We start from the raw sequence: 24,059 nt of genomic DNA, 5'->3' as shown, positions 1-24,059 counted from the left end.
GCCGCGCCACGCCTGTCTTGTATAGCTGCACGGTTGCGATGTGGTGAATCGCGGTACCCGGGTTTAGACGGTTCCGAACCCACCGACAATAAACCGCGCCGATTTACGGCGCGGCAGGGGAATTTTTCCCGAGTTTTAGCCTATTTCTCGGGGATCAGGCCCCTTGGGCTGAATCTGAGAACAATCAGCAGAATCAGGCCCATGGTAAACAGCCGCATATGGGCCGCGCTGTCGATCAGATGTGTCTTGAGCGCGCTGCCGTCGGGCATCCCGGACGTGATCAGGTTCATCATCCACAACCCAATTGGTTCGACCTGAACCCACAGGAACCAGATCAGGAACGCACCCAGGACGGCTCCGAAATTGTTGCCCGATCCACCGACGATCACCATCACCCAGACGAGGAAGGTAAAGCGCAGTGGGTTGTAAGTGCCCGGCGTCAGCTGCCCGTCCAGCGTGGTCATCATCGCGCCTGCTATGCCGCAAATGGCCGAGCCCAGAACGAAGATCTGCAAGTGGCGGCGGGTGACATCCTTGCCCATCGCCTCGGCCGCGACTTCATTGTCGCGAATGGCGCGCATCATGCGGCCCCATGGGCTTTTCAGTGCCATCTGCGCCATCCACAGCAGCAGAAGCAGCACGATCAGGAACAGCAGCGAATAGCCCAGCTTGACCGACAGCGTCGAGGCCGTAACCGGATCAATCCCGAACCATTCCGCACGGGCGAGGAAGGATGGGTCTTGCTGCAATTCGACTTCATAACCGACCACGGGCGAGGGGCGCGGAATGCCGTAGACATTCTTGACCCCGCGGGCCAGCCAGTCTTCGTTCTTCATGATGGCGATGATGATCTCTGCAATTCCCAGCGTGGCAATCGCGAGATAATCCGAGCGCAAACCCAACGCGGTTTTGCCGATCAGCCACGCGGCCCCGGCGGCCAGTAGACCTCCGGCAGGCCATGCCAGCAGAACGGGCAGGTTCAGGCCGCCGATATTGCCTGCGATGGCGGGATCGATTTCCTCGATCGCCGCGATGCTGGGATCAAAGATCGCGCGGTAGACAAAGAACCCGACGACGAGGATGCCGATGATCGCCAGGGTCTGCACGCGCCCTTTGGGCATCTTCTGCGCCACCATCACCGCCGCAACAACCGTTGCAGCCCCCAGCAGCAGGGCCAGCACGACGCCATAGCCGCCCGCCGACCAAGCTCCAGGTGTTGGCGGGGTCGAGACCAGAACAACCGCCAGTCCGCCAAGCGCGACAAAGCCCATGACGCCGACGTTGAACAGGCCCGCAAAGCCCCATTGCAGGTTCACCCCGATCGACATGATAGCCGAGATCAGCCCCATGTTCAGGATCAGGATCGCGGCATTCCAGCTTTGCGTGAAACCGGTCAACAAGATCAGCCCGCCGACGACGACGAAAAGCAGCGTATTTCTGACGGGCTCGCTCATATCACTTTCCCCTTGAACAGGCCCGTGGGCTTGAACAGCAGCACGATCAGCAGGATCACAAAGCTGACGGCGAATTTGTAGTCGGTGGACAAGAACTGAACCAAGCCAGATGGCTCAAGGCTTTCGGGTGCCAGATAGATCAGCACCTTTTTCCAAGCATAAGTGATCGTGACCTCGGAAAACGCGATGATGAACCCGCCCGCAATGGCTCCAATCGGATTGCCAAGGCCGCCTACGATAGCAGAGGCGAAGATCGGTAGTAGAAGCTGGAAATAGACGAAGGGTTTGAAGCTTTTGTCGAGGCCATAGAGCACGCCGGCGGTCGTAGCCAGCGCGGCGACAATTATCCATGTGATCATCACCACACGCTCGGGATTGATGCCCGACAGCAGCGCCAGATCCTCATTGTCCGAATAGGCCCGCATCGACTTGCCGGTGCGCGTTTTGTTCAGGAACCAGAACAGCAGCACCACAGCAACGACGGCCACAATCACGGTAATGCCCTGAGAGGTCTTGATCGCCAGCCCCTCACGCAGCCCGGTCATCGCCTTGAAATCCCGCGCCGAAATGATGAACCGCGCGCCGTCCGAGAACCGTTGATCATCCGGCCCGATGATGAACCGCACGAGGCCGTTCATGATGAACATCACACCCATCGACACAATCACCAGAATGACCGGTTTGGCCTTTTGTTCCCGGTAGAACCTATAGACCAGCCGGTCGGTGATCAGCACCAGAACGATACAGCCCAAGATAGCAAAAGGCAGGGCCAGCAGAGCGGTCGGCAGCGGCCCGAAACTGACCCCTGCCGCTTGCAGGCCCCACGTGACCAGCACGGCGATCATCGCGCCAAAGGCCATCGTATCGCCATGGGCAAAGTTCGAGAACCGCAGGATGCCGTAAATCAGCGTCACCCCCAGAGCGCCCAGCGCCAACTGGCTTCCATAGGCGATTGCGGGAACTAGGACGAAGTTGGAGAGCGCCACTAGGGCGTTGAGGAAGTCCATTAATACAACCCGTCGGATAGTGAACTGCAACGAATTAATGTGGCGTTGCTGGAGAGTTCACGCGTGTTTGTGTGCAAGGAAACTTCGTGAACGATAAAGCCGATACCGTCTGCAATGTCCTTACGAGGAATTGCAACAGCATCAATTGCAGCGTCGGCGTTAATGGCTGCTATGTGAGATTTCGCCTTACTAACGTCGTCAAAGAGCAAAGCCTTTGTTGCGTCTCCCCCATATCCTTCAAAAAGGTATGAGTCGCCGTGAAAGCTGGGCACTCGAACAGCAAGAAATTTCGTCGGAACGCCTGAAGGGGTCAAGCAATTACCTTCACCGTCGCAAACTGCCGAGACAAAGCAGTGGTATGGTTGAGGTCCAGCCGCAGTAACTGCGTATATAGCTGATGGTGCGAACAGCGCGGTCAAAAAGAGCCATACGAACTTGAACATCCTCACCCCCCCAAGAAGCTCTTGCGCACTTCGGGATCGGCCAGCAGTTCCTTGCCCGTGCCGGTATAGGCGTTGCGCCCCTGAACCAGCACATATCCCTTATCCGCGATCTCCAGAGCCTGACGGGCGTTCTGTTCGACCATCAGGATCGGCAACCCGGTGCGGGAAACCTCGATGATCCGGTCGAACAGCTCATCCATCACGATGGGCGAGACACCGGCGGTCGGCTCGTCCAGCATCAGCACCTTCGGTTGGGTCATCAGCGCACGGCCCACGGCGACCTGTTGGCGTTGACCGCCTGATAGCTCTCCGGCGGCTTGGTTGCGCTTGTCGCGCAGGATGGGGAAGAGGTCATAGACCTGCTCCATCGTATCCGAGAAATCATCGCGGCGGATAAAGGCACCCATCTCAAGGTTCTCTTCCACCGTCATCGAGGTAAAGATGTTCGAGGTCTGCGGCACAAAGCCCATCCCGCGCATCACGCGATCCTGCGGGGTGAGCGCGGTGATATCCTCACCATCCAGCCGTACCGCGCCTGAGCGGACGTCGAGCATTCCGAATACGGCTTTCATCGCGGTTGATTTACCCGCGCCGTTGGGGCCAACGATGACGGCGATCTCGCCCTTGTCGACGGCGATGGTGCAATCGTGCAGGATGTCCGGCCCCTTGCCATAGCCGCCGGTCATCGTGTCGCCGATCAGGAAGGGCCCCCCGCCGACATAATGCGTCTCGCCGCTGGTGCGGCGGGCCGGGGTCATAGTGCCGATACCGGCCGTGTTGGTGATCGAGGCGTCCTTGTTGCCTTTGTCGTCCTGATAAGGATTGTCGCTCACGCGTCGGCCTCCAGCTTGTCTTTGTTCTTGAGGCCGGTGCCCAGATAGGCCTCGATCACGTGCTCATTGGCCTTGATCTCGTCCAGAGTGCCTTCAGCCAGCACCTTACCCTCGGCCATGCAGATGACCGGGTCGCAGATTTTGCCGATGAAATCCATGTCATGCTCGATGACCACGAAAGTATAGCCGCGTTCCTTGTTCAGGCGCAGGATGGTGTCCGCGATGGTCATCAACAGGGTGCGGTTTACGCCCGCGCCGACCTCGTCCAGAAACACGATTTTGGCATCCACCATCATCGTGCGGCCTAGCTCCAGCAGTTTCTTTTGCCCGCCCGAGACCTGACCGGCCTTGTGATCGGCCAGATGTTCGATGGTCAGGAATTCCAGCACCTCGTCGGCCTTAGCCCTCAACGCGCGTTCCTCATCCGCGATACGCTTGCGTCCGAACCACGTATTCCACAGCGATTCACCAGATTGTGCGCCGGGCACCATCATCAGGTTCTCGCGACACGACATCGAGGAGAACTCATGCGCGATCTGGAAGGTGCGCAGCAGGCCCTTGTGAAACAGCTCATGCGGGGGCAGGCCGGTGATGTCCTCACCATCCATCAAAACCTTGCCGCTGGTCGGCGGCAGAACGCCCGCAATCACGTTGAACAGAGTGGTTTTTCCGGCCCCGTTCGGTCCGATCAGACCGGTGATCGAGCCCTTTTGGATTTCCAGCGATGCCCCGTCCACCGCATGAAACCCGCCGAAATGCTTGTGCACGTCTTCGACGACGATCATCTTTTCCCCTAGCCGCCGTTTGTCGGCGTTGTTGTCCCATCCCTGTATGAAGGGTGCGGCCTTCTCTCATTGAAACAGCCCGGACACAAGGCCCGGGCTGTTTGTTCTTATGACGTCTTGCCGTGGATCACCGGAAGTTGACGGTCTTGTTCTCGCCGTCGGTGACCTCGATCTCACGATACGAACCCGCGCTTTCGCCGGGGCCGATCAGCTCAACACCCGATGCGCCGACATAGTCGATGTCCTGACCTGCAGCGAGCAGTTCCAGACCTTTGGCCAGCTCGCCCGGATAGATCTTTTCACCCGGAGCGTTGGCGACGTCCATGATCTTGGCGCCATACTCTGCCGGGCTGGTCGACCCTGCGGCCTGCATCGCCAGCATGAACAGCGCAGCGGCGTCATAGCTTTCCGGCGAGTAGGGCGACGAACCGTCGAAACCGGCAGCTTCGGCCATGGCGAAATACTTCTCGGCACCTTCACCACCCGAACCGGCGATCTGACCGAACGAGCCGTTCAGATCGGGGCCCACATTGTTGGGCAGCGAGTCACCGATCATGCCGCCGGGCAGGCCGAAGGTGTCAAACGCGCCGCTGTCCAGTGCCGACTGGATGATGCCCAGACCGCCTTGGTCCAAATAGCCTGCGACAACCAGAATATCGCCACCGGCCGAAGCCAATGCGCCGACTTCAGCCGAATAGTCAGCCTTCCCGTCTTCGTGCGCTGCGACGATGGTCACTTCACCGCCCGCTGCTTCAAACGAGGACTGGATCGCGTCTGCCAGGCCCTTGCCGTAGTCGTTGTTGGTGTAGGTCAGAGCAATCGAGCTGATGCCACGATCGTTCAGGATGTCTGCCATTACCTGACCTTCGCGCGCATCCGACGGGGCGGTGCGGAAGAACAGGCCGTTGTCTTCCATGGTCGACAGGCCGGGCGAGGTGGCCGACGGTGAAATCATCACCATGCCGTTCGGGATCGCGACGTTCTGCAGGATCGCACCGGTGACGCCCGAGCAATCTCCGCCGACGATGCCGGCAACGCCATCCGCGATCATGCGCTCACCGTTCGAGGTGGCCAGACCGTTGTCGATACAGCCCGTGTCGGCGCGGGTTCCGGTGACAGACGCGCCATCCAGCAGCTTGCCGGATTCGGTGACCTCGGCCATCGCCATCTCGGCACCCGAACCCATCGCAGGTGCCAGTGATTCAATCGGGCCGGTGAAGCCGAACAGCACGCCCAGCTTCACATCTTCGGCCATTGCTGTGCCCGCCAGCAAGGCGGTGGCTGCAGTAGCAGTCAGCAGCTTTTTCATATGGTTACTCCCTGTTTATTTTATGAACGTCTTCGTTCTGGGCATGACCCTAGGCAAGCTATTCGAAAAAGAAAAGTCCTAACGCAAACGTGTTTTTGCACGAAGCAATTCTATTTATTCTGATAGGGTTGGCCCCTGTCGGGTCATCGTGACCCGGGGTGGGAGGTTGGACATGCTCAGAACACTGGCGATTCTCATTGTGTCATTCTGGTCCGCAACGGCCCTGGCGGATGTGTTACAGACATCTTCCGGACCGGTGCGGGTGACCCAGATGGTCAGCGGCTTGGATACGCCGTGGGCGGTCGGAGTATTGCCGGATGGCAGCTTTGTCGTGACCGAACGTGACGGCGCGCTTTTGCTTGTCGATGACAGCGGGGCCAAGAAGATCAAGGGCACCCCCAAAGTTCAGGCGAACGGGCAGGGCGGATTGCTGGATGTTACGATCGCGCGGGATTTTCAGCAAAGCCGAGAGATTTTCCTGACCTTCGCCAAACCGCAAAGCGGCGGTGCGGGAACAGCCGTCGCCGTCGCGCGTCTGGCCCAAGGTGCCGACCGCCTAAGCGATCTGCGAGTGATCTTCGAAGCGGTTCCGGGTGGTTCAACCGGGCGGCACTTTGGCTCGCGCGTGGTGGAGGCCGATGATGGAACGCTGTTTGTCACGATAGGCGATCGGGGTGATCGGCCATCGGCTCAGGACCGCTCGAATCACATGGGAACGGTCATCCGGATCAACCGGGACGGCTCGGTTCCCGGGGATAACCCGTTTATCGGCGACGCGGCCATCCGGCCCGAAATCTGGTCCTATGGCCACCGCAACCCGCAGGGCGCGGGGCTTGACCTGCAGGGGCAGCTTTGGGTGTCGGAACATGGGGCCCGTGGCGGCGATGAGGTCAATCTGATCAAGCCCGGCGCGAACTATGGCTGGCCGGTGATTTCCTACGGCACGCATTATTCCGGCCAGAAGATCGGCGAGGGGACCTCGAAACCCGGCATGGAGCAGCCTGCGCATTACTGGGACCCGTCCATCGCGCCTTCGGGGCTGATGGTCTATTCCGGCAAGCTGTGGCCCCAGTGGAAGGGCGACGTCTTCGTCGGCTCTCTGAAATTCGACTACATCGCCCGGCTCGCCGGATCGCCGCTGCGCGAGGCAGAACAGATCAAAGGCCCCGAGACCGAACGCGTCCGCGACATCGTCGAGGCCCCGGACGGGTCGATCTGGTTCATCTCGGTCGGGCAGGGGGCGGTTTACAAGATGACGCCCGGCTAGACCGACAACCGCCCACCTTGCGCACCACGCTCGCGATAGGGCGTGGTGTTGTAGTGCGCCCGGTAGCATTTCGAGAAATGGCTGGGCGACGCAAAACCGCAGGCCAGCGCCACGTTGATGACACTCATGTCGGTCTGCATCAGCAGGTTGCGCGCCTTGTGGAGGCGCAGTTCCATGTAATACCGCTTTGGCGAACGGCTGAGGTAGCGGCGGAACAGGCGTTCCAACTGTCGGGTCGACATGCCCACATCCTTGGCCAGAACCGATGGTGAGATCGGTTCCTCGATGTTTTTCTCCATCATCAGAATGACCTGGCTCAGCTTGGGGTGCCTGACCCCGATGCGGGTGGGCGTCGACAGGCGTTGCGTGTCCTGATCGGTGCGGATCGAGGAATAGATCATCTGATCTGCGACCGCATTGGCCAGATCCTCGCCATAGTCATCGGCAATCAGCTTGAGCATCAGGTCGATGGACGAGGTGCCGCCGGCCGTGGTCATCCGATTCCCATCCACCTGAAACACGGATTTCGTCAGTTCGACCGTATCGAATTCTTCGGCGAAACTGTCCGAGTTTTCCCAGTGGATCGTAGCGCGCTTGCCTTCAAGCAGCCCTGCCTTAGCCAGTGTATAGGCTGCGGTACACAGGCCGCCGATCTTAAGACCTTTGCGGGCCTCACGCCGCAGCCAGTTCAACACTCGTTTCGTGGTCGCGGCCTGAACGTCGACACCGCCGCAGATCATGATCACTTCGTCGCGCTGCAACTCGGATAGATCCGCGTCAAGCTTGAACGTGGTTCCTGCCGAACAATGAACCATTTCCCCGCCTTCGCCGGCCAACGTCCACGTATAAAGGTCGCGGTTGGCCATGCGGTTGGCGATGCGCAGGCTGTCGAGCGCCGAGGCGAAAGACAGCAGCGAGAACTTGTCCAGCAAGACAAAGACGAAGTTATTCGGCTTGGCTGTGTCGTTTTCCACTGTGACAACTTGGCGTTGCTCTTGCATGGCGATGTGTCCTTGATTCGGTGCACGCCGGGATTTCCCCAGCGGCGGGTATTCTGGTCACCATGCTCAAAGCTTGTTTACGGCGTCAAGAGGCGCAAATGGGATATGGTCTCTCATTAATGCTTTTTGTATAGAGACCACCTGAAATACCTCAGCGGAGATCCAAGCTATGACCGAATGGCAAAAAACGAACTGGCGCAACAAGCCCCGGGTTCAGATGCCAGACTATACCGACGCGGCCGCGCTGGCCAAAGTCGAGGCGCAGCTTTCGCAGTATCCCCCGCTGGTTTTTGCGGGCGAAGCGCGCCGGCTCAAACAGCATCTGGGGGCCGCCGGTCGTGGCGAGGCGTTCCTGCTGCAGGGCGGCGATTGCGCCGAAAGCTTTGAACAATTCAGCGCCGATGCGATCCGCGACACGTTCAAGGTGATGTTGCAGATGGCGATGGTTCTGACCTTTGGTGCCAAGGTGCCCGTGGTCAAGGTTGGCCGCATGGCGGGCCAATTCGCCAAACCGCGCAGCGCTCCGACCGAAGTGATTGATGGCGTGGAACTGCCCAGCTATCGCGGCGATATCATCAACGAACTGGCCTTCACGCCCGAGGCGCGCATTCCCAACCCGAGCAAGATGCTGCAGGCCTATACTCAGGCCGCCGCGACGCTGAACCTGTTGCGCGCATTCTCGACAGGTGGTTTCGCGGATATGAGCCAGGTGCATTCCTGGACGCTGGGTTTTGCGGGCGGGCAGGATGTCCGGAAATACTCGGAAATCGCCGACCGGATTCAGGACACGATTGATTTCATGGGGGCCGCCGGGATCACCGCGGACACCACCCATGAGTTCTCGACCGTCGAGTTCTACACCAGCCACGAAAGCCTGCTGCTGGAATACGAAGAGGCACTGACCCGGCTGGATTCGACTTCGGGCAACTGGCTGGCGGGTTCCGGGCACATGATCTGGATCGGCGACCGGACCCGTCAACCCGACGGTGCGCATGTGGAATTCGCGCGCGGCGTTCTGAACCCGATCGGCATGAAATGTGGCCCGACCACCAGCGCCGAGGACCTCAAGGTTCTTATGTCCAAACTGAACCCCGACAATGAAGAGGGCCGCATGACCCTGATCGCACGGTTCGGAGCAGGCAAAGCGGCAGAGCACCTGCCGCGTCTGATCAAGGCGGTCAAGGAAGAAGGGGCCAAAGTGACATGGGTCTGCGACCCGATGCATGGCAACACGATCAAGTCGGCCACCGGCTACAAGACCCGGCCCTTTGAATCCGTGCTGCGAGAGGTGCGCGACTTCTTTGGCGTGCATCAGGCTGAAGGTACCATCCCCGGCGGCGTCCATTTCGAGATGACCGGTCTGGACGTGACCGAATGCACCGGCGGCGTGCGGGCGGTGACGGAAGAGAACCTGTCAGACCGCTACCACACAGCCTGTGACCCGCGCCTGAACGCATCGCAGGCGTTGGAACTGGCGTTTCTTGTTGCTGAAGAACTCACCAATCTGCGCAACGACCGGAACAAGCGGGCCGCAAGCTGATTTTCCGCATCTGGAAAACAAAGGAAACGGCGGGTCTAAGGCCCGCCGTTTTTCTTTAGTCGTCGCGTGAGGACACCAATCTCAGATGGGGTGGCGGGCCGTCGAACCCGCTCGGGCTTTCGGCGAACCCCGCGACCTCTTGCCGGGCGGGCTTCGGCGGTTCCTGCAGGTCTGACACCTCGCGCACCCTTTGGTCGGCGACCGTAAACCGGCGCGGTGTGGCACCGATGGTGCCATCACTGACCATCACACCCAGAACCCGGCTGACATCCCCAAGATCACTTTTCAGCGGCAGCAGGATCATGCGGGCCTGCAGATTGGCACGCCCCAGCTTACCTTTCGAGGTCAGTCCAAGTTCGGCCACTGCGGGCGCCGTCAGGACCCGGTCCAGCAGCGATTTGATCTCGTCCCGCGCATCCGGTTCGAAAAAGGCGGTGACGGGCATCCCGCGCACTTCCATCCCCGCCAGCTTGTTCAGATGGCTTCCGGCCAGCCGAAACCGCGCCAGCCCGGGCGCGATGCTTTCAAGGATGAAGGTATATTCCAGCACATTTTCCAAACCGCGCGGATCAACCTGCGACCGCAGGGGCACGTCGTCGCCGGTCAAAAGCGCGGTCCAATAGGCTTCGGCCTGACGGATAGGGGACAGGCTGCGCCCGCTGTCAAATCGGTCCATTGCGACGATCTTTCCAAATTCTGAGCCAGAGCCGGTCCCGAAAAAACTTTTCATATCATCACCCTACCGTCAATCGGCCGCGATTTTCATAAAATGCCGTCTAATGGGCAAATCTGAAATCCGCCAGCGTTTCCGACTGTTAAATTGGCATGGGTTAATACAATTTTGGAGCAATTCTTTAACGAATGGTTAACTTCTGAGAATTCTCCAGACAATGAGCAAGGTCTTGCCCCCCGCCGCCCAATGGCATTAGGTGCGGCGAGCGGTTTTGATGGAAAGGGCAGGCATGATCAGATCCATGACCGGTTTCGCCTCAGGCAAGGGGGCGTTTGGCCCTCATAGCTGGAGCTGGGAACTGCGCAGCGTGAACGGCAAGGGACTGGACATGCGGCTGCGCGTGCCGGACTGGCTGACCGGGCTTGAGGCTGCGTTGCGCGGCGATCTGTCGAAACAGGTCAGTCGAGGCAATGTCACGCTGTCGCTGCGGCTGAGCCGGGATGAGAGCACCGCTGACATCAAGCTGAACATAACCGCGATGGAGGCCGCTCTGGATGCGCTTACTCAGACCGAGGCTATGGCGGGTAAGCGAGGCATCGAACTGGCCGGGTCAAGAGCCAGTGATCTGCTGGCCCTGAAGGGTATGCTTGAGGCCGGCAGCGAAGATGACGATCCCGGGCCATTGGTCGCGCAACTGAAGTCCGAGTTCGGCGGTCTGCTGGCCGCTTTCCTTGACATGCGAAAGGCCGAAGGTCAGGCGCTGGCCGGGATTCTGGACGGCCAACTGGATCAGATTGCACAACTGACCGAGACAGCGGCTGATCTGGCCGAGCAGCGGCGGGCCGAGATGGCGCAATCGCTCAAGGACAATCTGGCGCGCGTCGTAGACAATGCGCAGGGTGTGGATGCGGACCGCGTCGCGCAGGAACTGGCGCTGATCGCGGTCAAGGCCGACATCACCGAAGAAATTGATCGGCTGGCCGCGCATGTCACTGCAGCGCGCACGCTTCTGGAACAGGATGGCCCGGTGGGGCGCAAACTGGATTTCCTGATGCAGGAGTTCAACCGCGAGGCCAATACGCTCTGTTCCAAATCACAGAATGCAGAGCTGACGGCTGTTGGGCTTGAGTTGAAGGCGGTGATCGATCAGATGCGCGAACAAGTTCAGAACGTGGAATAGGAACGGGGGAAACACATGGCAGATCGCCGGGGTCTATTGGTCATCCTGTCCTCGCCATCAGGCGCGGGCAAATCCACGCTGGCACGCCGCTTGATGCAGTGGGACAGCGATCTGGAGTTCTCGATCTCGGCCACCACCCGCGCGCCGCGCCCGGGCGAGGAGCACGGTCGGGAGTATTATTTCCTGTCCGAGGACGCGTTCAAACAGCAAGTGGCCGACGGCCAGATGCTGGAACACGCCCACGTCTTCGGCAATTTCTACGGCTCGCCCGCCGAGCCGGTTCGCGAGTCGATCAATAAGGGCCGTGATGTGCTGTTCGACGTCGACTGGCAGGGCGAGGTGCAGATTCGGAACTCGGATTTGGGCAAGCACGCGCTGTCGATCTTCATCCTGCCGCCCTCGATCCCCGAACTGCGGCGCAGGCTGGAAAGCCGGGGTCAGGACAGTGAAGAGGTAATCGCCAAGCGGATGCTGAAAAGCTGGGACGAGATCAGCCACTGGGGCTATTATGACTATGTCCTGATCAACGATGATCTGGACGCGACCGAGGAAAAGCTGAAAACCATCGTCGCTGCCGAGCGGATGCGCCGCATCCAGCAGCCGCGTCTGCAAAACCACATCCGCACTCTACAGACGGAATTCGAGGGGCAGTCATGACGATCTACGCCTTGGGCGAACACCGGCCGCAAATCCACGAAGACACATGGATCGCGCCGGATGCCAACCTGATCGGACAGGTTGTGGTCGAGCAGGGGGCCTCGGTCTGGTTCGGCTGCACGATCCGCGCCGATCACGAAGAGATTCGCGTGGGCGCGGGCAGTAATGTGCAGGAAAATTGCGTGATGCATATCGACGCCGGATATCCGCTGACCATCGGTGCCAATTGCACCATCGGGCATAAGGTGATGCTGCATGGCTGCACGATCGGAGACAACTCTCTGATCGGGATGGGGGCGATTGTTCTGAACGGCGCCAAGATCGGTAAGAACTGTCTGATCGGGGCAGGGGCGCTGATCACCGAGAATAAGGAAATCCCCGACAATTCGCTGGTCATGGGATCGCCCGGCAAAGTGGTTCGGCAGGTGGATGAGGATACCGCCAACCGCCTGACCCTCAGCGCGCTGCATTATCAGGACAATATGCGAAAGTTCCGCGAAAAGCTGCGTCCGGTCTGAGATCGCATGACCGAAACCTCTTTCGCCGAGCTTGTAGCAGCCATCCCGATGCCCGCACTGCTGGTGGATCAGTCCGAACGGATTACCGCCGCGAATACCGAAGCGCGAACCCTGCTGGGCCCCATGATCGAAGGTCGGCATTTCGCCACCATCCTGCGGCAACCGCAGGTGATCGAGGCAATCGAACAATGCTTGCAAACGGGCGATGCTCGGACGGCGCGGCACCTGTCCAATGACGGCGCGCAGGATACGACCTTTGAGGTCCAATGCCGGTACATGAGCAGCGCAGGTGCGGTGTTGGCGGTGTTTCAAGACGTCACCCATCTGGAGCAGGCAAGCCAGATGCGCCGCGATTTCGTGGCCAATGTCAGTCACGAATTGCGCACGCCGCTGACCGCGCTGATGGGATTCATCGAGACCTTGCGTGGCCCTGCCCGCGATGACACCGCCGCGCGCGAGCGGTTTCTGCAGATCATGGCGGACGAGGCCAACCGGATGAACCGGCTTGTCGGCGATCTTCTGTCGCTGAACCGTGTCGAGACCGACGAACGGGTCAGACCAAAGGAACCCATCGAATTGACCGGCCTGCTTCGGTCGACATTAAACACCCTCAGGCCGCTGGCCGACGATGCCAACGTGGAACTGGCGCTCGACGTGCAGGACGATCCGGTTGAGATGGTCGGTGACAGCGATCAGTTGCGTCAGGTCTTTACCAACCTTGTCGAAAACGCGATCAAATATGGCGGCAGCGGTGGCCGTGTCGATGTGGTGGTGGCCTTACACGAGCGGGACGCAGCCATGCGAGGCCCCGCCGTTCGGATCAGGATCGTCGACCAGGGGCCCGGCATCGACGCCAAGCATCTGCCCAGACTGACCGAGCGGTTCTATCGCGCGGATAGCCACCGCTCGCGCGAGCTGGGCGGAACCGGGTTGGGGCTGGCCATCGTCAAGCATATCGTGAATCGCCATCGGGGCCGCTTGCGGGTCGAAAGCGAGCTGGGGCAGGGCGCGACCTTCACCGTGATCCTGCCGCGCTGAACGCGATGTCGCTCCACCCCACAGCCTGACGCGGGGTCAAGTTAAGAGTTTCTGAGAAATTCGTTAGTTGTCATGAAACTGTTACATGGCTGTCACAAAAGACTTACGCGCGACTCATAGGGGTGCGCCCAGGATCACCATGGGGGTGATCAACGCAAATTCTCTCAAGGAGACTGAGATGTCCTTTGTAAAACTGTCGGCCTCTGCGCTTGCAATCGCTGCCGTATCCGCAACCGCAGCCGCCGCGCGCGATCAGGTGCAAGTCGCTGGTTCTTCGACCGTTCTGCCGTATGCTTCGATTGTGGCCGAAGCCTTCGGTGAAAACTTTGATTTCCCGACACCGGTCGTGGAATCGGGCGGCTCGTCGGCTGGCCTCAAGCGTTTCTGTGAAGGCGTTGGCGAAAACACCATCGACGTGGCCAACGCGTCGCGCAAGATCCGCGAAAAAGAGATCAAAGCCTGTGCTGATGCCGGTGTGACTGACATCATCGAAGTCCAGATCGGTTATGACGGCATCGTGTTCGCCTCCGACATCAACGGTAACTCTTTCGAGTTCACGCCGGAAGATTGGTACAAGGCCCTGTCCGCCCAGATCGTCGTGGACGGTGAACTGGTCGACAACCCAAACAAAACCTGGGCCGACGTGAACCCCGCTTTCCCGGCGCAACCGATCGCGGCCTTCATCCCGGGTACCAAACACGGCACCCGCGAAGTGTTCGAAGACAAGGTGATCCTGGCCGGGTGTGAGCATCTGGGCGATTTCGATGTCTACAAAGCCGCCAACGGCGACGACAAGAAAGCGGCCGAGAAAGCCTGTATCGCCCTGCGCACCGACGGCGTATCGGTCGATATCGACGGCGACTACACCGAAACTCTGGCCCGTATCGACAGCAACAAGGACGGCATTGGCGTCTTTGGTCTGGCCTTCTACGAGAACAACACCGACAAGTTGCAGGTTGCGACCATGTCAGACGTCGTTCCTTCGACCGAGTCGATTGCGACCGGTGAATATCCGGTTTCGCGCCCGCTGTTCTTCTACGTCAAGAAAGCACATATCGGCGTGATCCCCGGCCTGAAAGAATATGCCGAGTTCTTCGTCGCGGACGAGATCGCAGGCCCCGATGGCCCGCTGGCCGAATATGGTCTGGTCTCGGATCCTGAACTGGTCAAGGTTCAGGAAGCTGTTGCGAACGAAACCGTTCTGGGCGGCGGCTCCTAAACACCCTTGCTCGTCGAACCGGGGCGTTCTATGCGCCCCGGTTCTTTTGACTCTGTCATCGCCATCCCAAATGGGGCCCTCATGTCATTATCCTGGCTACTGCTCATCCTGCTTGCCCTGGCAGCGATTGGTTATTTCACCGGACGGTCGCGGGCGCTGGCCAGTGCCGGAGGGGATGCGCGCGATCTGCACTCGCTGCCGTCATACTACGGCTATAACGTTGCGCTGACCGCGCTGGTTCCCGCCCTTGCCGTGCTGATCGTCTGGCTGTTGGCGCAACCGATGATCGTGAACAACACGGTCTCGGGGATGATCCCGGATCAGGCCATTGCCGAAGGATCGGATCGCGGGCTGGTGCTGAGCGAGGTACGCCGCGTGGCCGATGGGCTGGACGGTGCCGTCGCTGCAGGTGTCCTAACCGAGGCGCAGGCGCGCGATTCAGAGGCCGATATTGAAGCGTTGACCCAACAGTTGAAAGATGCCGGTCAGGTTCTGACACAGGACATCACAAAGCCCATCCTGCTGGCGGCGCAAAAATATCGCAGCATGTCGGCAACCGGGACTGTCACCATGCAAATTCTAGTGCTGCTGGTGGCTCTGATCGGGGCTGCGTTTGCCTATGTGCGGACGCACAAGGAATTCCGCGCCCGCAATGTGGTCGAGCAGGGCGTGCTGGCGCTGCTGCTGCTGGCCGCGTCGATTGCCATTCTGACCACCATCGGCATCGTCCTGTCGATGTTCTTTGAAACACTGAACTTCTTCCAGCTGCATTCGTGGAAAGATTTCTTCTTCGGCAGCACCTGGGCCCCGAACTTTCGCGGTGGGTCGGAGCTGTCGATCCTGCCGTTGCTGTGGGGCACGTTGTATATCTCGGTGATCGCGCTGCTGGTTGCGGTGCCGATTGGCCTGTTTGCAGCGATCTACTTGTCCGAATATGCCTCGGGCACGACCCGCTCGGTCGCCAAACCCCTGCTGGAAATCCTCGCCGGTATCCCGACGATCGTTTATGGTCTGTTTGCCCTGCTGACGGTCGGCCCGGCGCTTGTCTCGTTGTTCGGCGATGGCGGCACGCTGGGAGTAGGCTGGATGGCCAGTTCCAACGCAGTTCTTACCGCCGGGTTGGTAATGGGGATCATGCTGATTCCGTTTGTGTCGTCGCTGTCCGATGACATCATCAACGCGGTGCCACAATCGATGCGTGATGGCTCGCTGGGATTGGGGGCGACGCATTCGGAAACCGTCCGTCAGGTGGTTCTGCCCGCCGCGCTACCCGGGATCGTTGGCGCGATCCTGCTCGCTGCCAGCCGCGCCATCGGCGAGACGATGATCGTTGTGATGGCCGCCGGAGCGATCGCCAAGTTCTCGGGTAACCCGTTCGAGGCGATGACGACGATCACAACCCGGATTGTCAGCCAGTTGACCGGCGACACTGACTTTGCCAGCCCCGAGACGCTTGTCGCCTTTGCGCTGGGTCTGACCCTGTTCGTGATCACACTGGGGCTGAACATCTTCGCCCTCTATATCGTACGCAAATACCGGGAGCAGTACGAATGACCGATTTGTCCCAAACGCCCGCTGCAAAACCCAAGGGCGGATCGCTGTTCGAACAGGACGCACGCACCAAGCGACGCAACGCGGCCGAAAGCCGATTCAAGATGTACGGCATCGCAGCCATTGGCGTCGGTCTGGTGATGCTTGTCGTTCTGGTGACCAACATCGTGACCGCCGGAACTGGTGCCTTCCAGCAGAGCTTTGTTGAGCTGGATGTCGAACTGAAAGCCGACAAGCTGGACAAGAAGGGCAACCGCGATATCGAAGATATCAAGAAAGTCTCAACCTTCGGCTATGCGCCGTTGATTGCGTCAGCGCTGGAAAACGAAGTTCAGAAACTGGGCATCCAGACGGATCTGAAGCCCAAGGATCTGGGCAAAATCCTGTCCAAGGCCGCGCAAGCTGATCTGCGGAACTATGTCATCGCCAATCCCGATGAGATCGGCAAGACGGTCAGCTTCCGCTTTCTGACGAACAGCCGCGTCGATGGCTATATGAAAGGCCGTGTGACGCGCGACTCTATTGCAAATGACAAAAGCATCTCGGTTGCGCAACTGGATGTCGTGGATCAACTGCGCGACGCGGGTGTGCTGTACAAAGCCTTTAATCCCGATTTCATCTTCGGCGCCGACGCCTCTGACCAACGCCCCGAGGCTGCGGGGATAGGTGTATCCATGCTGGGCTCGCTGTTCATGATGCTGGTGGTTCTGGCGCTGGCGCTTCCGATTGGCGTGGCCGCATCGATCTATCTCGAGGAATTCGCGCCGCAGAACCGGCTGACCGACATCATCGAGGTGAATATCTCGAACCTGGCCGCCGTGCCATCCATCGTGTTCGGTATTCTGGGCCTCGCCGTGTTCATCAACTACATGCATCTGCCCACGTCGGCACCTCTGGTGGGTGGTCTGGTGCTGACGCTGATGACGCTGCCGACGATCATCATCTCGACCCGCGCGTCGCTGAAAGCGGTTCCGCCGTCGATCCGGGATGCCGCACTTGGGGTAGGGGCCTCGAAAATGCAGGCGGTGTTCCACCATGTTCTGCCGCTCGCCGCACCCGGTATCCTGACCGGCACGATCATCGGTCTGGCGCAGGCGCTGGGGGAAACCGCGCCGCTGCTGCTGATCGGGATGGTGGGCTTTATTGCGTCGAACCCGCCGGACGGGATCGTTGCGGGGTTCCTGTCGCCCAACTCGGCCATGCCCGCGCAGATCTATGAATGGTCCAAACGCGCCGACCCGGCCTTTTACGAACGCGCATGGGGAGGGATCATCATCCTGTTGATCTTCCTCGTGACAATGAACACCATCGCGGTCATCCTACGCCGCCGCTTTGAACGCCGCTGGTAAATGGGGGCACCTATGAACGATATGACACGATTGGGGAAAGCCGTGGACTCCAAAAACATCAAGATCGCCGCGAAGAACGTACAGGTCCACTACGGTGACACCCACGCCATCAAGGACGTGGATGTCGAGATCGAAGACAAGACCGTCACCGCCTTCATCGGCCCGTCGGGCTGCGGCAAGTCCACCTTTCTGCGCTGCCTGAACCGGATGAACGACACGATCGATATCTGCCGGGTGACCGGAGATATCCTGCTGGATGGCGAGGATATCTATGACAAACGCGTCGACCCCGTTCAGTTGCGCGCCAAGGTGGGCATGGTATTCCAGAAGCCGAACCCGTTCCCCAAGTCGATCTATGATAACGTGGCTTACGGCCCGCGCATCCATGGCCTTGCCAAGAACAAGGCCGAGCTGGATGAGATCGTCGAGAAATCCCTGCGCCGAGGTGCGATCTGGGATGAGGTCAAGGACCGGCTCGACGCGCCCGGCACCGGTCTGTCGGGCGGTCAGCAGCAGCGTCTTTGCATCGCCCGTGCCGTGGCGACGCAGCCCGAGGTCTTGCTGATGGATGAGCCGTGCTCGGCGCTGGACCCGATTGCTACCGCGCAGGTCGAGGAACTGATCGACGAGCTGCGCCGGCGCTATTCGGTGGTGATCGTGACGCACTCGATGCAGCAGGCAGCGCGGGTCAGTCAGAAAACCGCGTTCTTCCATCTCGGTAATCTGGTCGAGTTCGGAGAAACCGGCCAGATCTTCACCAACCCCGAGGACCCCCGAACCGAAAGTTACATTACCGGTCGTATCGGCTGAGCACAGGACTATTGCCATGAGCGAACAACATATTGCATCCGCCTTCGACCGCGATCTCGAAGCCATTCAGGCCCATATCATGAAGATGGGCGGGCTGGTCGAGGCCGCCATCATGGGCGCGGCCCGGTCACTGGAAACCCGCGACGAGGAACTGGCCAAGGAAGTCCGGCAGGGCGACAAGGCCATCGACGCGCTGGAGGAACTGATCGACGAGGAAACTGCACGCCTGATTGCGTTGCGGGCACCCACCGCCGGTGACCTGCGTCTGGTGCTGTCGGTGCTGAAAGTGGCGACCAACCTTGAACGGATCGGCGATTACTCCAAGAACATCGCCAAGCGGACCACCGTTCTGGTCAACGCGGGCGAAATCAACGGCAGCGCTGCCGCCCTGCGCCGGATGGCGCGCGAGGTTGAACTGATGCTGCGCGACGCGCTGGATGCCTATATTCAACGCGACGCCGAACTGGCCAGCGACGTGATCGAGCGCGACCTTGAGGTGGACCAGATGTATAACGGGCTGTTCCGCGAGTTCCTGACCTTCATGGCCGAAGATCCGCGCAACATCTCGTCCTGTATGCACCTGCATTTCATCGCCAAGAACATCGAACGCATGGGCGACCATGTCACGGCGATTGCCGAACAGGTGGTCTATCTGGTCACGGGCGAGCGCCCCGCTGAGGCCCGGCCCAAAGCCGACAACACCTCGCAAACGATTTAGGAGCTTGCGCGCCATGTCCGCCGATCAGCCGACCGTTCTGGTGGTCGAAGATGAACTGGCCCAACGCGAGGTGCTGTCCTACAACCTCGAGGCTGAGGGCTTTCGCGTCATCAAGGCCGCCAATGGCGACGAAGGGTTGTTGCTGGTCGAAGAAGACCGGCCCGACATTATCGTTCTGGACTGGATGATGCCCAATCTCAGCGGGATAGAGGTCTGCCGTCGCCTGAAAACCCGCCCCGACACGCGCGCGATTCCGATCATCATGCTGTCTGCGCGATCAGAAGAGGTCGACAAGGTGCGTGGGCTCGAAACCGGTGCGGATGACTATGTGATCAAGCCCTACTCGGTTGTTGAGCTGATGGCCCGTGTGCGTACTCAGCTGCGGCGGGTCCGTCCGGCGACGGTGGGTATTCGGCTGGAATTCGACGACATCATCCTCGATTCCGAAACCCACAAAGTCAGCCGCGATAATAAACCCCTGAAACTGGGCCCGACCGAGTTCCGGCTGCTCAGCACGTTCATGGAAAAGCCCGGCCGGGTCTGGAGCCGCGAGCAACTGCTGGACCGCGTCTGGGGCCGCGACATCTATGTCGACACTCGCACCGTCGATGTTCATATCGGCCGCCTGCGCAAGGCGTTGACCCAACATGGCGGTGCTGACCCAGTGCGGACCGTCCGCGGGGCCGGATACGCTTTGGGCTGATCTCAGCGGGGCAAGGTCTCTTCTACCTGCGCTTGCGAGGCCAGCCAGTGCCGGAACTGCCTCAGTGACGCATCCTGCGACTTGTCACGCGGCCAGACCAAATAATAGGCCCCAAGGGTTTCGACGGCATCAGGAAAGGCCGCTACCAACTTGCCAGTGGCGAGGTCTTGTTCGACCAGATAATTCGGCAGCAGCGCCACGCCCAACCCATGCAGCGCGGCCTGATTGATGGTGGTGAACTGATCATGAACCGTGCCGGGCAGGGGGTGCGGATGATCCACGCCCATCTGCCGGAACCAATCCTGCCAGGCGCGCGGGCGCGTCTGAATGTGCAGCAACGGAAGCCTGAGCAGATCTTGCGGCGACGCCGGGGCACCCTGCGGCAGAAGATCAGGCGCGCAGACCGGCAACATCCGCTCGACCCGCAGCAGCAGGCGATCGGTACCGGGCCAGTCCGGTTCGCCGAAATGCAATGCGGCATCAAAGGGTTCCGTCGCAAAGTTGAACGGCCTCAGGCGTGTCGTCATGTTGATCGTGATATCGGGATGTCCACGCGCAAAATCGGGCAGCCGCGGCACCAGCCAACCCATTCCGAACGTCGGCAGGATGGCGAGGTTCAGCGTACCACCAACGGGCGAGACATGCAGCTTCAGCGCCGCCTGCGCGATCTGCGACAGCGCTGGCCGGATTTCCCGTACATAATCCTGCCCGGCCTTGGTCAAGGACAGCCGCTTGCGATCCCGGCTGACAAGCTCCGCGCCCAGATGAGCCTCGAGCGTTTGCAACTGCCGGCTCACCGCGCTTTGCGTCAGAACCATCTCATCCGCCACGGCCGAGGCCGAACCCAACCGATCCAGCGCCTCAAGAGCTCTGAGCGCGGAAATGGGGGGCAGGGCGGGGCTACGACTGTTCATGTATGCGTTTTAGTCATGCAAGCGTGCAAATGTCTCGCTGTTTTTTGCGGATATCTCAGGCTATGATGTGCAAAACCCACTCTGACGGAGACACCTGATGAACGCCCCCGATACAAAACCCGTCCTCCGAGCCAAGGATGCCCCCGAGCTCGGTGCATTTGCATGGGATGACCCGTTTCGTCTGAACGACCAGTTGGAAGAAGATGAACGCCTGATCGCCGACAGCGCCCGGGCCTATGCGCAGGAAAAGCTGCAGCCACGCGTAACTCAGGCCTTTCAGAACGAAGAAACCGATCCCGAGATCTTCCGCGAAATGGGCCAGATGGGCTTGTTAGGCACGACGATCCCCGAAGAATACGGCGGGATCGGCGCAGGGTACGTGTCATACGGCCTTGTCGCGCGCGAGGTCGAGCGGGTGGATTCCGGATACCGGTCGATGATGTCGGTGCAAAGCTCGCTGGTGATGTACCCGATCTATGCCTATGGCAGCGAAGACCAGCGCCGCAAATACCTGCCGAAACTGGCCAGCGGCGAGTGGATCGGCTGCTTCGGCCTGACCGAGGCGGATGCCGGATCGGACCCGGCGGCGATGAAAACGCGGGCCGAAAAGATCGACGGCGGATATCGTCTGACGGGCAGCAAAATGTGGATCTCGAACGCACCGATCGCGGATGTTTTCGTTGTCTGGGCCAAGTCGGATGCGCATGACGGCAAGATCCGCGGGTTCGTTCTGGACAAAGGTACAAAGGGCCTGAGCGCGCCCAAGATCGAGAACAAGCTGAGCCTGCGGACCTCGATCACTGGTGAAATCGTGATGGACGGGGTCGAGGTCGGCGAGGACGCCTTGCTGCCGCATGTGCAGGGTCTGAAGGGGCCGTTCGGCTGTCTTAACCGCGCGCGTTATGGCATCAGCTGGGGTGTGATGGGCGCGGCTGAATGCTGCTGGCATGCCGCGCGTCAATATGGGCTGGACCGCAAACAGTTCAATCGGCCGCTGGCTCAGACGCAGTTGTTTCAGCGCAAGCTGGCCGAGATGCAAACCGAGATCGCTCTGGGCCTGCAGGCCAGCCTGAGAGTCGGTCGTCTGATGGATCAGGCCGAAGCCGCGCCCGAGATGATCTCAATCATCAAGCGCAACAACTGCGGCAAGGCGCTGGATCTCTCGCGGATGGCGCGCGACATGCACGGTGGCAACGGGATCTCGCTGGAGTTCCAAGTTGTGCGGCACATGATCAATCTTGAGACGGTCAACACTTATGAGGGTACTCATGACGTTCATGCGCTGATCCTGGGGCGGGCGCAGACCGGGTTACAGGCGTTCTTTTGAGGGCATCCACTAATTGCATAATGATAATTATGTTAAAATAATGATCTGGAAAACCAGCGCGGAGCCAACCCGTGCTGGTTTTTCAACATCTTACGTCTCCATACGCATCCAAAGGACAAAGACATGCACCTGCGCGATAAGATCGTTGTCATCACCGGCGCGGCCCAAGGCATTGGTAAAGGTCTTGCAGAACGGTTTGCGCACGAAGGCGCGCTGGTCATCTGTGCGGACATTGATTTCGACGGTGCCCAACAGGTCGCTCAGGAAATCAGCGGCCATGCGGTGGAATGCGATGTTTCGCGTGAAGACGACACCCGCCAACTGATCGAGACGGTTGAAGAACGGTTCGGCCCCATCGACCTGTTCTGTGCCAATGCAGGCATTTTGACGTTGGGCGGACCTGAGGTCGTCGACGAGGAATGGGAGCGTATCTGGCGGATCAATGTCATGTCCCATGTCTGGGCCGCCCGGCATCTGATGCCGCGCATGGTGGCACGCGGTAGCGGCTACTTTCTGATCACGGCCTCGGCGGCTGGGTTGCTCAATCAGCCCGGTGCCGCCCCGTATGGCGTGACCAAACACGCTGCTGTCGGGTTTGCTGAATGGTTGGCGCTGACATATGGCAGTCAAGGCATCAAAGTCTCGGTTCTGTGCCCACAGGCCGTGCGGTCCGAGATGATGCGCGGGCACGAGGAATCGGTGGCCGCCATCGACGGGATGCTTGAACCCGAGGATGTCGCACAGGCCTGTGTCGAGGCGCTGGCCAAGGAACATTTTCTGATCCTACCACACCCTCAGGTACTGGACTACATGCGTTTGAAATCAACGGATTATGACCGCTGGATCGACGGAATGCAGAAACTAAATCAGAGATTTATCCAAGACACCTAACGCGGTTTTCGTCGCCGCAACAAGCCTTCCTGCGCCACAGACGCAACCAGAGCGCCGTCCTGCGCGTAGATCGAGCCGCGATTGAAACTGCGCCCCTGCCCTGTCCACGGCGCCTCCATCGAATAAAGGTGCCAGTTCTGGAACTGCACCGGTCCGTGAAACCAGATCGCGTGATCCAGACTGGCACCATCGATCTCGCCGGTAAACCAGCTTAGCCCATGCGGGCGCATCCCGGATCCCAGAAGGCTCATATCCGAGGCATAGGCCAACAGCAGATGCTGAGTTATCGCATCAGCCTGCGCGGCGGCCCCCATTCGGAACCAGATATGGTTCCTGTCATCCGCTCTGGCTGGCTCAAACAGGTCCAGGGGCGCAACGTCGCGCACCTCAATGGGGCGTTCGCGCAGCAGCTCCGTTCTCAGCTTGTCGGGCACCCGGGTCAGATATCGCTGCCGCAGCTCGTCGCGCGAGGGGTGCTGTTCCGGCGGCTCAACATCGGGCATCGTATGCTGATGATCCCAGCCGTCATCCTGCGTGTGAAACGAGGCCGACAGATTCAGGATTTGCTTCCCGTGTTGGATCGCAACCACACGGCGGGTCGTGAAGGACCCTCCATCCCGGGCGCGATCCACTTGATAAATAACGGGAATCGAGGGGTCTCCGGGGCGGATGAAATAGGCGTGCAGCGAGTGGCACAAGCGATCTGCGACGGTTCGGTACGCCGCCGCAAGGGCCTGCGCAATCACGTGACCGCCGAAAATCCGGGTCGGCGTCTCGCCGCCCGTGCCGGTTCCGCGAAACAGATCGACCTCAAGCGGTTCGATATCCAACAGGTCAAGTAGTACCCGTTCAGCGTCGGTCATAGCTGGCAC

General features: G+C 60.0%; 24 protein-coding genes. 14 read left to right on the top strand and 10 right to left on the bottom strand.

The features are described from left to right. Positions 1-140: 140 nt before the first annotated feature. The 6 genes from ACR0J1_RS02845 to ACR0J1_RS02820 all read right to left on the bottom strand — a co-directional run bounded on the left by ACR0J1_RS02845 (position 141) and on the right by ACR0J1_RS02820 (position 5,831). Positions 141-1,454 carry a branched-chain amino acid ABC transporter permease gene (locus ACR0J1_RS02845; RefSeq protein WP_480729565.1) on the bottom strand — a complete coding sequence of 438 codons (1,314 nt, stop codon included), beginning with the start codon at positions 1,452-1,454 and terminating at the stop codon, positions 141-143. Next, positions 1,451-2,461 carry a branched-chain amino acid ABC transporter permease gene (locus ACR0J1_RS02840; protein WP_480729567.1) on the bottom strand — a complete coding sequence of 337 codons (1,011 nt, stop codon included), beginning with the start codon at positions 2,459-2,461 and terminating at the stop codon, positions 1,451-1,453. The genes ACR0J1_RS02845 and ACR0J1_RS02840 overlap by 4 nt, the downstream gene beginning before the upstream one ends. Then, positions 2,461-2,904 (bottom strand): hypothetical protein, encoded by a 444-nt coding sequence (locus ACR0J1_RS02835; RefSeq protein ID WP_480729568.1) that lies wholly within the window; start codon positions 2,902-2,904, stop codon positions 2,461-2,463. The genes ACR0J1_RS02840 and ACR0J1_RS02835 overlap by 1 nt, the downstream gene beginning before the upstream one ends. 2 nt (positions 2,905-2,906) lie before the next feature. After that, positions 2,907-3,737 (bottom strand): ABC transporter ATP-binding protein, encoded by an 831-nt coding sequence (locus tag ACR0J1_RS02830; RefSeq protein ID WP_480729569.1) that lies wholly within the window; start codon positions 3,735-3,737, stop codon positions 2,907-2,909. Next, positions 3,734-4,522, bottom strand: coding sequence for an ABC transporter ATP-binding protein (locus tag ACR0J1_RS02825; protein ID WP_480729570.1), 789 nt, complete (start codon positions 4,520-4,522; stop codon positions 3,734-3,736). Before ACR0J1_RS02825 ends, ACR0J1_RS02830 begins: the two co-directional genes overlap by 4 nt. Positions 4,523-4,649: 127 nt before the next feature. After that, positions 4,650-5,831 (bottom strand): ABC transporter substrate-binding protein, encoded by a 1,182-nt coding sequence (locus tag ACR0J1_RS02820; RefSeq protein ID WP_480729571.1) that lies wholly within the window; start codon positions 5,829-5,831, stop codon positions 4,650-4,652. 172 nt (positions 5,832-6,003) lie between these two features. Between ACR0J1_RS02820 and ACR0J1_RS02815 the strand changes: the two genes are divergently transcribed. Continuing rightward, positions 6,004-7,098, top strand: coding sequence for a PQQ-dependent sugar dehydrogenase (locus ACR0J1_RS02815; RefSeq protein ID WP_480729572.1), 1,095 nt, complete (start codon positions 6,004-6,006; stop codon positions 7,096-7,098). On the opposite strand, the gene ACR0J1_RS02810 is transcribed toward ACR0J1_RS02815, so the two are convergent. Continuing rightward, a complete protein-coding gene (locus ACR0J1_RS02810) occupies positions 7,095-8,099 on the bottom strand; it encodes a GlxA family transcriptional regulator (protein WP_480729574.1) in 1,005 nt (334 codons plus the stop codon). The genes ACR0J1_RS02815 and ACR0J1_RS02810 overlap by 4 nt on opposite strands. A 169-nt stretch (positions 8,100-8,268) precedes the next feature. Here ACR0J1_RS02810 and ACR0J1_RS02805 point away from each other — a divergent pair, with 169 nt between their 5' ends. Further along, the gene (locus ACR0J1_RS02805; protein ID WP_480729576.1) at positions 8,269-9,639 is read left to right on the top strand and encodes a class II 3-deoxy-7-phosphoheptulonate synthase; all 1,371 of its coding nucleotides are present in this window, start codon (positions 8,269-8,271) and stop codon (positions 9,637-9,639) included. A gap of 55 nt (positions 9,640-9,694) precedes the next feature. On the opposite strand, the gene ACR0J1_RS02800 is transcribed toward ACR0J1_RS02805, so the two are convergent. Then, positions 9,695-10,315, bottom strand: coding sequence for a PAS domain-containing protein (locus ACR0J1_RS02800; RefSeq protein WP_480729577.1), 621 nt, complete (start codon positions 10,313-10,315; stop codon positions 9,695-9,697). 286 nt (positions 10,316-10,601) lie between these two features. Here ACR0J1_RS02800 and ACR0J1_RS02795 point away from each other — a divergent pair, with 286 nt between their 5' ends. The 10 genes from ACR0J1_RS02795 to phoB all read left to right on the top strand — a co-directional run bounded on the left by ACR0J1_RS02795 (position 10,602) and on the right by phoB (position 20,055). Next, complete coding sequence (locus tag ACR0J1_RS02795) at positions 10,602-11,492, top strand: YicC/YloC family endoribonuclease (RefSeq protein ID WP_480729579.1); 891 nt, start codon at positions 10,602-10,604, stop codon at positions 11,490-11,492. Positions 11,493-11,507: 15 nt separating this feature from the next. Continuing rightward, a complete protein-coding gene (gene gmk, locus ACR0J1_RS02790) occupies positions 11,508-12,149 on the top strand; it encodes a guanylate kinase (protein WP_480729580.1) in 642 nt (213 codons plus the stop codon). After that, positions 12,146-12,667 (top strand): gamma carbonic anhydrase family protein, encoded by a 522-nt coding sequence (locus ACR0J1_RS02785; protein ID WP_480729582.1) that lies wholly within the window; start codon positions 12,146-12,148, stop codon positions 12,665-12,667. Before gmk ends, ACR0J1_RS02785 begins: the two co-directional genes overlap by 4 nt. Positions 12,668-12,673: 6 nt before the next feature. Continuing rightward, positions 12,674-13,705, top strand: coding sequence for a sensor histidine kinase (locus ACR0J1_RS02780; protein WP_480729584.1), 1,032 nt, complete (start codon positions 12,674-12,676; stop codon positions 13,703-13,705). Between the two features lie 178 nt (positions 13,706-13,883). After that, entirely contained in the window at positions 13,884-14,924 is a 1,041-nt protein-coding gene (locus ACR0J1_RS02775) for a substrate-binding domain-containing protein (protein WP_480729585.1), read from the top strand. 81 nt (positions 14,925-15,005) lie between these two features. Next, positions 15,006-16,478, top strand: a complete 1,473-nt coding sequence (gene pstC, locus ACR0J1_RS02770) for a phosphate ABC transporter permease subunit PstC (protein WP_480729587.1) — start codon at positions 15,006-15,008, stop codon at positions 16,476-16,478. After that, positions 16,475-17,824 carry a phosphate ABC transporter permease PstA gene (gene pstA / locus ACR0J1_RS02765; protein ID WP_480729588.1) on the top strand — a complete coding sequence of 450 codons (1,350 nt, stop codon included), beginning with the start codon at positions 16,475-16,477 and terminating at the stop codon, positions 17,822-17,824. The genes pstC and pstA overlap by 4 nt, the downstream gene beginning before the upstream one ends. A 12-nt stretch (positions 17,825-17,836) precedes the next feature. Continuing rightward, positions 17,837-18,634, top strand: coding sequence for a phosphate ABC transporter ATP-binding protein PstB (pstB, locus tag ACR0J1_RS02760; RefSeq protein WP_480729590.1), 798 nt, complete (start codon positions 17,837-17,839; stop codon positions 18,632-18,634). 16 nt (positions 18,635-18,650) lie between these two features. Further along, positions 18,651-19,352, top strand: a complete 702-nt coding sequence (phoU, locus tag ACR0J1_RS02755; protein ID WP_480529148.1) for a phosphate signaling complex protein PhoU — start codon at positions 18,651-18,653, stop codon at positions 19,350-19,352. 13 nt (positions 19,353-19,365) lie between these two features. Then, on the top strand, positions 19,366-20,055 hold the full coding sequence (phoB, locus tag ACR0J1_RS02750) for a phosphate regulon transcriptional regulator PhoB (protein WP_480529147.1): 690 nt from the start codon (positions 19,366-19,368) through the stop codon (positions 20,053-20,055). A 2-nt stretch (positions 20,056-20,057) separates the two neighbouring features. Here phoB and ACR0J1_RS02745 read toward each other — a convergent pair whose 3' ends face one another. Further along, positions 20,058-20,969: a LysR substrate-binding domain-containing protein gene (locus ACR0J1_RS02745; protein WP_480752336.1), complete on the bottom strand. Its 912-nt coding sequence runs from the start codon at positions 20,967-20,969 to the stop codon at positions 20,058-20,060. A 97-nt stretch (positions 20,970-21,066) separates the two neighbouring features. Between ACR0J1_RS02745 and ACR0J1_RS02740 the strand changes: the two genes are divergently transcribed. Both ACR0J1_RS02740 and ACR0J1_RS02735 read left to right on the top strand, forming a co-directional pair. Then, positions 21,067-22,296: an acyl-CoA dehydrogenase gene (locus ACR0J1_RS02740; protein ID WP_480729593.1), complete on the top strand. Its 1,230-nt coding sequence runs from the start codon at positions 21,067-21,069 to the stop codon at positions 22,294-22,296. 123 nt (positions 22,297-22,419) lie between these two features. Next, positions 22,420-23,187, top strand: a complete 768-nt coding sequence (locus tag ACR0J1_RS02735; RefSeq protein ID WP_480729594.1) for an SDR family oxidoreductase — start codon at positions 22,420-22,422, stop codon at positions 23,185-23,187. On the opposite strand, the gene ACR0J1_RS02730 is transcribed toward ACR0J1_RS02735, so the two are convergent. Next, positions 23,184-24,050, bottom strand: coding sequence for an acyl-CoA thioesterase (locus ACR0J1_RS02730; RefSeq protein WP_480729596.1), 867 nt, complete (start codon positions 24,048-24,050; stop codon positions 23,184-23,186). The two genes, ACR0J1_RS02735 and ACR0J1_RS02730, sit on opposite strands and share 4 nt — an antisense overlap. Positions 24,051-24,059 lie beyond the last annotated feature (9 nt).

The sequence above is a fragment of the Ruegeria sp. CJ3 genome, assembly GCF_056536725.1.
The sequence above is the reverse complement of the archived record's forward strand: the minus strand, read 5'-3'. Positions and strand labels throughout refer to the sequence as shown.